General features: G+C 67.3%; 8 protein-coding genes. 2 read left to right on the plus strand and 6 right to left on the minus strand.

Features of this window, described 5'->3' with window-relative positions:
* Positions 1–32: 32 nt before the first annotated feature.
* From HMPREF3114_RS19450 to HMPREF3114_RS19475, 6 genes are all read right to left on the minus strand, one after another.
* Complete coding sequence (locus HMPREF3114_RS19450; RefSeq protein WP_053501230.1) at positions 33–428, minus strand: EF-hand domain-containing protein; 396 nt, start codon at positions 426–428, stop codon at positions 33–35.
* Positions 429–477: 49 nt separating this feature from the next.
* Positions 478–1,545 (minus strand): 23S rRNA (cytidine(2498)-2'-O)-methyltransferase RlmM, encoded by a 1,068-nt coding sequence (gene rlmM / locus HMPREF3114_RS19455; protein WP_053501233.1) that lies wholly within the window; start codon positions 1,543–1,545, stop codon positions 478–480.
* Positions 1,529–2,089 carry a nucleoside deaminase gene (locus tag HMPREF3114_RS19460; RefSeq protein WP_053501227.1) on the minus strand — a complete coding sequence of 187 codons (561 nt, stop codon included), beginning with the start codon at positions 2,087–2,089 and terminating at the stop codon, positions 1,529–1,531. Before HMPREF3114_RS19460 ends, rlmM begins: the two co-directional genes overlap by 17 nt.
* A 96-nt stretch (positions 2,090–2,185) precedes the next feature.
* Positions 2,186–2,908 (minus strand): DUF6348 family protein, encoded by a 723-nt coding sequence (locus tag HMPREF3114_RS19465; RefSeq protein ID WP_053501225.1) that lies wholly within the window; start codon positions 2,906–2,908, stop codon positions 2,186–2,188.
* Between the two features lie 48 nt (positions 2,909–2,956).
* Entirely contained in the window at positions 2,957–3,610 is a 654-nt protein-coding gene (locus tag HMPREF3114_RS19470) for a hypothetical protein (RefSeq protein ID WP_053501222.1), read from the minus strand.
* A gap of 43 nt (positions 3,611–3,653) precedes the next feature.
* Positions 3,654–5,402 carry a glutamine--tRNA ligase/YqeY domain fusion protein gene (locus tag HMPREF3114_RS19475; protein ID WP_053501255.1) on the minus strand — a complete coding sequence of 583 codons (1,749 nt, stop codon included), beginning with the start codon at positions 5,400–5,402 and terminating at the stop codon, positions 3,654–3,656.
* 212 nt (positions 5,403–5,614) lie between these two features.
* On the opposite strand from HMPREF3114_RS19475, the gene HMPREF3114_RS19480 reads away from it, so the two are divergent.
* Together HMPREF3114_RS19480 and msrA are read left to right on the plus strand one after the other, a co-directional pair.
* Entirely contained in the window at positions 5,615–5,878 is a 264-nt protein-coding gene (locus tag HMPREF3114_RS19480; RefSeq protein WP_005415362.1) for a putative signal transducing protein, read from the plus strand.
* A gap of 30 nt (positions 5,879–5,908) precedes the next feature.
* Positions 5,909–6,574, plus strand: a complete 666-nt coding sequence (msrA, locus tag HMPREF3114_RS19485; RefSeq protein ID WP_053501257.1) for a peptide-methionine (S)-S-oxide reductase MsrA — start codon at positions 5,909–5,911, stop codon at positions 6,572–6,574.
* Positions 6,575–6,714: the final 140 nt, after the last annotated feature.

Genomic DNA, 6,714 nt, shown 5'->3' on the forward strand with positions numbered 1-6,714 from the left:
CACATACGACTTAATCCCCTCCGTCCCCTTTTTCAATCCACCAGCCAGCCGGCCAGGTCGGTGCGGTCCAGCTTGCCGCGATGCCTGCGGTCCAGCGAATTGAATTCGTCGGCCAGCGCCGGGTTGGCCTGCGCTTCCTCGCGGCTGATGAAACCGTCGCCGTTCACATCCAGCGCGGCGAAGTGGATGCGGTACTGGCCAACCACGCTGCTGGGCTCCAGCGAACGCACCGTCACCTGTGCCTCGCCGGCCGGCTGTGCAATCTCGACGCTGCCGCTGACCCGACCGGCATCCAGTGGCTGCTGGCGGATCGCGCCGCCGCTGGGGCCCAGCGGCTGGCTCTGCGCCGGGGTGTGCGGCAGTTGCTGGGCCATGGCCGGTGCGACTGACAGCAAAGTGATCAGCAGGGTGAGCGAGTGGTAGCGCATGGTTCCGTTCCCCGGTAGCGCCGGGCCATGCCCGGCGGATGCAATGGGATCAGCGCAGCGGCGAGGCCAGCACGGTGATCTCTTCACGATCGTGATAGAGCTGCTTGGCGCGCACCACCAGCGGCTTCCCGGCCTGGTCCTGGAACAGGTCCAGGCACAGCCGGGTCTCGTCCCAGCGCTTCTTCATCGGCAGCTTCAGATTGAAGATCGCATGCCTGCACCAGCCTTCGCGGAACCAGGTGGCCATGCGTTCGGCGACGCGGCGCGGCTGCTCGACCATGTCGCAGACCATCCAGTCCAGCGGTTGTTCCGGGTGCCAGTGGAAGCCATCGGCGCGCAGGTGCTCGACCAGGCCGGTGTCCAGCACGTGCTGGCGCAGCGGGCCATTGTCGATGCTCAGCACGTGCATGTGCTGCCGGGTGAGCACCCAGGTCCAGCCACCGGGAGCGGCGCCAAGGTCGGCCGCGCGCATGCCGGGCTTGGCCAGCGCCTCGCGTTCTTCAGGCGTCAGTAGGGTCAACAGCGCCTCGTCCAGCTTCAGCGCCGAACGCGAAGGCGCTTCGGGCAGCAGCTTCAGGCGCGGAATGCCCAATGCCCACGGCGCGCTGTCGCCCGGGTCGGCCACGCAGACGAAGGCATGGGTACCGTCGACGAACACCACATGCAGGCGCGGCAGGCGGGTGTTCGGCTTGTCGCTGAGCTTGCCGGCCTTGCGCAGCGCCGGGCGCAGTGCATTGCCAAAGGATCGCGCCAGGCCGGACAACGGCTTGCCAGCGTCGGAATCGGGATGCTCCACCCACAGGTCGCCGAAGCGCGGCGCATCAGCCAGCACCTCCAGCATCGGCGTAATGCGGTCGGCCGGATCCAGCTGTGGCAGCTCGGCCAGCACAACCAGCTTCTGCCGCGCGAAGATCAGTTCGCGCCAGCGCAGGCGCGGTGCCAGCGCCGCGGCCTCGTCGCACATGAAAAGCACGTAGCCGTCATTGCGCTGGGTGCGTGCATAACCGGCGAAACCGGCTTCGCCGGCACGGAACTGCAGTTCGCCGGCCAGCTCGGGCTCGAAACCCTGCCGGCACAGGCACAGCAGGCCGATGCCGGTTTCAGTAACGGGCGCCATCGCCTTCCCCATAGGCACGCAGCACGCTGCGCGCGGCGTCGCGGTTCAGGCCCTGCACCACTTCGATGCCACGCTTGTTGAGCTCGCCGACCCAGTCGGCCGGCAGCGGGCCTTCGTCGAACGGGGTCAGTTCTTCGACGTCGGCTGCACTGGCACCGATCAGCAGGCGGTCGATGCCCGCCCACACGGTGGCGCCGTAGCACTGGCAGCACGGCTGCGAGCTGGTGGCCAGGGTGACCGGCGACAGCACCGCGTTCAGGCGCGGGGTCTGCAGGCGTTGCTGGGCCAGCATGTAGGCCATGTTCTCGGCGTGCGCCAGCGAGGTCGCGTGTGGCATCACCCGGTTCACGCCGGCAGCGATCACCTTGTCGTCCGGGCCGAACACCACGGCGCCGAACGGGCCGCCACTGGCGTGCTCGACGTTCAGCCGCGACAGCTCGATCGCCAGCGCGACCTTGGCCTCATCGCCCGGATATCGACGATCCAGGTCGATCTGGTCGTGGATCCAGGCGGGAAGGGTCAGGTGGACTTGCGCGTACAGCATCGCGGGGGTGCCTCGTAGGGATGGAAGAAAGTGCGGTTGCTTGGGAAACCGGCGCGCAGTGTAGCCGCACCGGCCTGTATCGGGTGTGGCGGTGGGTCAGCCGGGCGAGCCGGTGCGGATCACCACATATTGCTTGCGGAACTCCAGCCCGGCCTGCGGCCAGCTGGCCGCATAGGCACGCAGCAGGGGCAGGGCGGCGGCGAAATCGTGGCCGTTGACCCGGCAATCGGCCTCGCACAGGCCATCGGCATCGCGCGAGGCGAACAGGCGGATGGCCAGGAACGGGCGCGCCTTCAGCAGCTCGTCGAAGGCGTCCATGCTCCTGGTGAACAGGCAGCACGGACAGGACCCATGGTCGTCCTCGCTGCAGGTGCTGGCGTCCACCTCGTGCTCGCGGTAATGCGCCAGCGGACCCAGCACCACGGTGCGTTCGTGTTCCCGGGCCCCATCGCCGGCCGGATAGGTCAGGCCCATCATTGGCAGGGCCTGTGCGTCTTCGGCGCCGATCGCGGTCTGCAGGGTCACCAGGTCGACCCGTGCCCAGGCCTGGAAGCCGGCCAGCAGTGATGTCTGTTCATCGGTACCGTTGGCGTGCTGGTACTCGAACAGGCCGTCAGCGAACAGCAGCGGATGCTGGCTTTCGATGACGGTGGAGGTCTGCCAGCCCCCGTTGTCGCGCGCGTGTGCGGCCATCGCATGCGGGGTCAGGCGCAGTCCGCTGTCCAGCAGCAGCGCGTTGCCGTCGATGCGGCTGGCGACGCTGGCGTCCTGCAGGGCCTGCTGCAGCAGTGGGAGGAGGGCGGTGGACGTCGTGGTCATGTCAGGCCTGTGGATGGATCGGGTGGAGCATCCAGGCCGGGCCTGGTGCTAGCGGTCGAGCGCGTCAAGTTCGGCGCGATAGCGCTGCGCGTCGGACTGCTGCTGCGGGTCGTTGCCGTGGTCGCGCAGCCAGCTTTCCAGTTCGCGGCGATACTCCGCGCGGAAATCGGCATTGCCCGGGCTGAAATGCAGCTTGCGTGCTGCCACCTCCACGCGCTCGCGCGCGCTGGACCGGGCCTGGGCGATGCCGTGGGGTGATTCGTTGGTGAGGATGACGAAGTTGCGCGGGAAACCCGGCGTGTACTTGATCACGAACGGCTGGTCGCGCGCCGGGATGCGGATGGCGTTTTCCAGCGGCCACAGCGAGGCGGTGTTGGTGTGGAACACCGCCTCCACATCGCGCCCTTCGGCCGTGCGCAGCACCGCTTCGTAGCGCCAGATGTACTGTTCGTTGAGCGTCGAGCTGGTTCGCTCTGCCTTGACGATCACCGCTTCGCCGCGCTCGCCCACCAGGTTGAGGAAGGTGGCGTTGAGGAAGTGGCCGAAGAACATGTTGAGCATCGCCAGCGGGAACACCACGATGGCGTAGCCTGGAAAGCGTCGCCACCACGAGACCAGCCCGGCCAGCACCATCGCTGCAAAGAACGTCAGCAGCGGATGCTGCGAGATGAACCAGAGCAGGACGGACAGGGCGGTGATCATCGTCGGGGGCGTGCGGGCGCCGTGTGGGCGCCCGCGCAGGTGCTCAGGCCGACCAGGTGTCGCGCAGGGTCACGCTGCGGTTGAACACCGGCTTGGCTTCGGTGTGATCGCGGCGGTCGGCGACGAAATAGCCGGTGCGCTCGAACTGGAACGACTGCTCCGGTGCGGCGCTGGCTGCGGCCGGCTCGACATAGCCGGTGACGGTACGGCGCGATTCCGGGTTCAGGTAGTCGCGGTAGGTCTTGCCTTCCGATTCGTCGTCAGGGTTCGGCACCGAGAACAGGCGGTCGTACAGGCGGATCTCGGCCGGCACGCCGTGCACGGCGCTCACCCAGTGGATGGTGCCCTTGACCTTGCGGTTGGCGCCTTCCATGCCCGGACGCGATTCCGGATCGAGCCAGCCGCGCAGTTCGATGATGGTGCCGTCGGCATCCTTGATCACTTCGTCGCAGCGGATGATGCCGGCGCCACGCAGGCGCACTTCGCCGCCCGGCACCAGGCGCTTCCAGCCCTTCGGCGGCACTTCGGCGAAGTCCTCGCGATCAATCCACACTTCGCGGGCGAACGGAACTTCGCGGCTGCCGAAGCTCTCGTCCTTCGGGTGGTTGCTGAAGGTCAGCAGTTCTTCGTGGCCTTCCGGAAGGTTGGTCAGCACCAGCTTGACCGGGTCGACCACGGCCATGCGGCGCGGCGCGGCGCTGTCGAGGTCCTCGCGCAGTGCGCCTTCGAGCACGCTGAAGTCGATCAGCGAATTCTGCTTGCTGATGCCCACGCGCTCGGCGAACAGGCGCATCGCGGCCGGGGTGTAGCCACGGCGTCGCAGGCCCTGCAGGGTCGGCATGCGCGGGTCTTCCCAGCCGTCCACCAGCTGTTCAGTGACCAGCGCCATCAGCTTGCGCTTGCTCATCACCGTGTAGTTGATGTTCAGGCGCGAGAACTCGATCTGGCGCGGCTTGGCCGCTTCGCGTGGCAGCCCGGCATCGACCAGGGGCTGGGTCAGCGCGTCGTCATGGGCGAAATCGACGTTGTCCACGCACCAGTCGTACAGCGGGCGGTGGTCTTCGAATTCCAGCGTGCACAGCGAGTGCGTGATGCCCTCGATCGAATCACCCAGCGCATGGGCGAAGTCGTACATCGGGTAGATCGGCCACGCGTTGCCGGTGTTCTGGTGCTCGACGTGCTTGATGCGGTACAGCGCCGGATCGCGCAGGTTGATGTTGCCACTGGCCATGTCGATCTTCGCGCGCAGGGTGCGCGCGCCATCGGGGAACTCACCGGCGCGCATGCGGCGGAACAGGTCGAGGTTTTCGTCGACGCTGCGGTCGCGCCACGGCGACGGGCGACCCGGCTCGGTCAGGGTGCCGCGGTAGGCACGCACTTCTTCGGCCGACAGGTCGCAGACATAGGCCTTGCCCTGTTCGATCAGCTTCTCGGCGGCCAGGTAGTAGGCCTGGAAGTAGTCCGAGGCGTGGCGCAGCTCGTTCCAGCTGAAGCCCAGCCAGCGCACGTCGTCCTGGATCGCGGCCACGTATTCCGGATCTTCCTTGGCCGGGTTGGTGTCATCGAAGCGCAGGTTGCAGACGCCGCTGAATTCACCGGCGATGCCGAAGTTCAGGCAGATCGACTTGGCGTGACCGATGTGCAGGTAGCCGTTCGGCTCCGGCGGGAAGCGGGTCTTGATCGCCTGGTGCTTTCCGCTGGCCAGGTCCTCGCGCACGATCTGGCGGATGAAATCGCGCTTCTCGTGGCTGTCGGCGGGGGTCTCGGGGCTGGCGGGGGTGTGCTCGGACATGAGTCGGCGAAAAGAAAGGCAGAAAGACCAACAGTCTAGCGCGTACCGGGCGGGGCTGCCCGGTAGCGCCTCGGGATGCTGGCCAGCGGCCGGCACGACCAGCCCATCTTCCGGTAATGCCGGCCGTTGGCCGGCGGAACGATCATTACGCCGTCACCGGCGGCATTCAGCGCCCGGGCGTATGCTGGACCCTTGCCCCGAGGAGCCGCCACATGCACATCGTGTACAAGGCCGACAACCTGTTCGACGCCCATCTGGTCAAGCACGCCCTGGAAGACGCCGGTATCCCCGCGTTCGTGTTCGGAGAGCAGTTGCTGGGCGGGATGGGCGAGCTGCCGCTGTTTGGCGTGTTGCGGGTCGGCATCCCCGATGCGGCGCGGCCGCAGGCCGAGGACATCGTAGCGGCGCTGGACTTGGGCCAGGCCCCGTCCGACCCCATTTCCGATGCAGACGACATTGCCGGCCTTCCGGCGTAGGAGCGCATCATGTTGGGAATTGGCCAGGGCATCCTCGGCATCGGCGCCTTCAAGCAGCGCTTGCCGCGCCCGGAAGAGGCGCTACCGGGGCGTGACCAACCACTGCCGTTGCACAGCAACCAGCACTTCGTGAACAGCCATCCGCTGAAGGACCGTTTCGCCGGCCTGCAGCAGATCCGCTTTGCGCTGGGCTGTTTCTGGGGCGCCGAGCGCAAGTTCTGGACCGAGCCGGGCGTGTACAGCACGTCGGTCGGCTATGCAGGCGGCATCACGCCGAACCCGACCTATGAAGAGGTCTGCTCGGGCCTGACCGGCCACACCGAAGTGGTACAGGTGGTGTTCGACCCGGCGGTGGTGAGCCTGGAGCGGCTGCTGCAGCTGTTCTGGGAAAGCCACGACCCGACCCAGGGTATGCGCCAGGGCAACGACACCGGCACCCAGTACCGTTCGGCGATCCATGCCACCGACGAGGCCCAGTACAAGGCCGCGCTGGCCAGCCGCGAGGCCTACCAGGTGCAGCTGACCGAGGCCGGCTACGGCCCGATCACCACCGAGATCGTGTACCCGGCACCGGCGTACTACTACGCCGAGGACTACCACCAGCAGTACCTGGCGAAGAACCCGAACGGCTACTGCGGCATCGGCGGCACCGGCGTGAGCTGCCCGATCGGGTTGGATGTGGAGGCGCCGCGCTGACGCGCGGTGGTCCGCCTGCGGCGGGCTGAAGCTGAAAGCAACTGCCAAAGCCAAAGCCAAAGCCAAAGCCAAAGCCAAAGCGGCTCTGGGTTGCTGCTTGTTGGGTGGGGCGGTGTGGGTTGGCAGGACACGCCGTGAAC

Source organism: Stenotrophomonas sp. HMSC10F07 (assembly GCF_001807895.1).
GTDB classification, from domain to species: Bacteria; Pseudomonadota; Gammaproteobacteria; order Xanthomonadales; family Xanthomonadaceae; genus Stenotrophomonas; species Stenotrophomonas sepilia.

Excerpts from the sequence above, each read along its gene's own strand:
- rlmM (WP_053501233.1), bottom strand. The coding sequence starts at position 1,545 with ATGGCGCCCGTTACTGAAACCGGCATCGGCCTGCTGTGCCTGTGCCGG.
- HMPREF3114_RS19465 (WP_053501225.1), bottom strand. The coding sequence starts at position 2,908 with ATGACCACGACGTCCACCGCCCTCCTCCCACTGCTGCAGCAGGCCCTG.
- HMPREF3114_RS19480 (WP_005415362.1), top strand. The coding sequence starts at position 5,615 with ATGCACATCGTGTACAAGGCCGACAACCTGTTCGACGCCCATCTGGTC.
- HMPREF3114_RS19450 (WP_053501230.1), bottom strand. The coding sequence starts at position 428 with ATGCGCTACCACTCGCTCACCCTGCTGATCACTTTGCTGTCAGTCGCA.
- HMPREF3114_RS19475 (WP_053501255.1), bottom strand. The coding sequence starts at position 5,402 with ATGTCCGAGCACACCCCCGCCAGCCCCGAGACCCCCGCCGACAGCCAC.
- HMPREF3114_RS19460 (WP_053501227.1), bottom strand. The coding sequence starts at position 2,089 with ATGCTGTACGCGCAAGTCCACCTGACCCTTCCCGCCTGGATCCACGAC.
- HMPREF3114_RS19470 (WP_053501222.1), bottom strand. The coding sequence starts at position 3,610 with ATGATCACCGCCCTGTCCGTCCTGCTCTGGTTCATCTCGCAGCATCCG.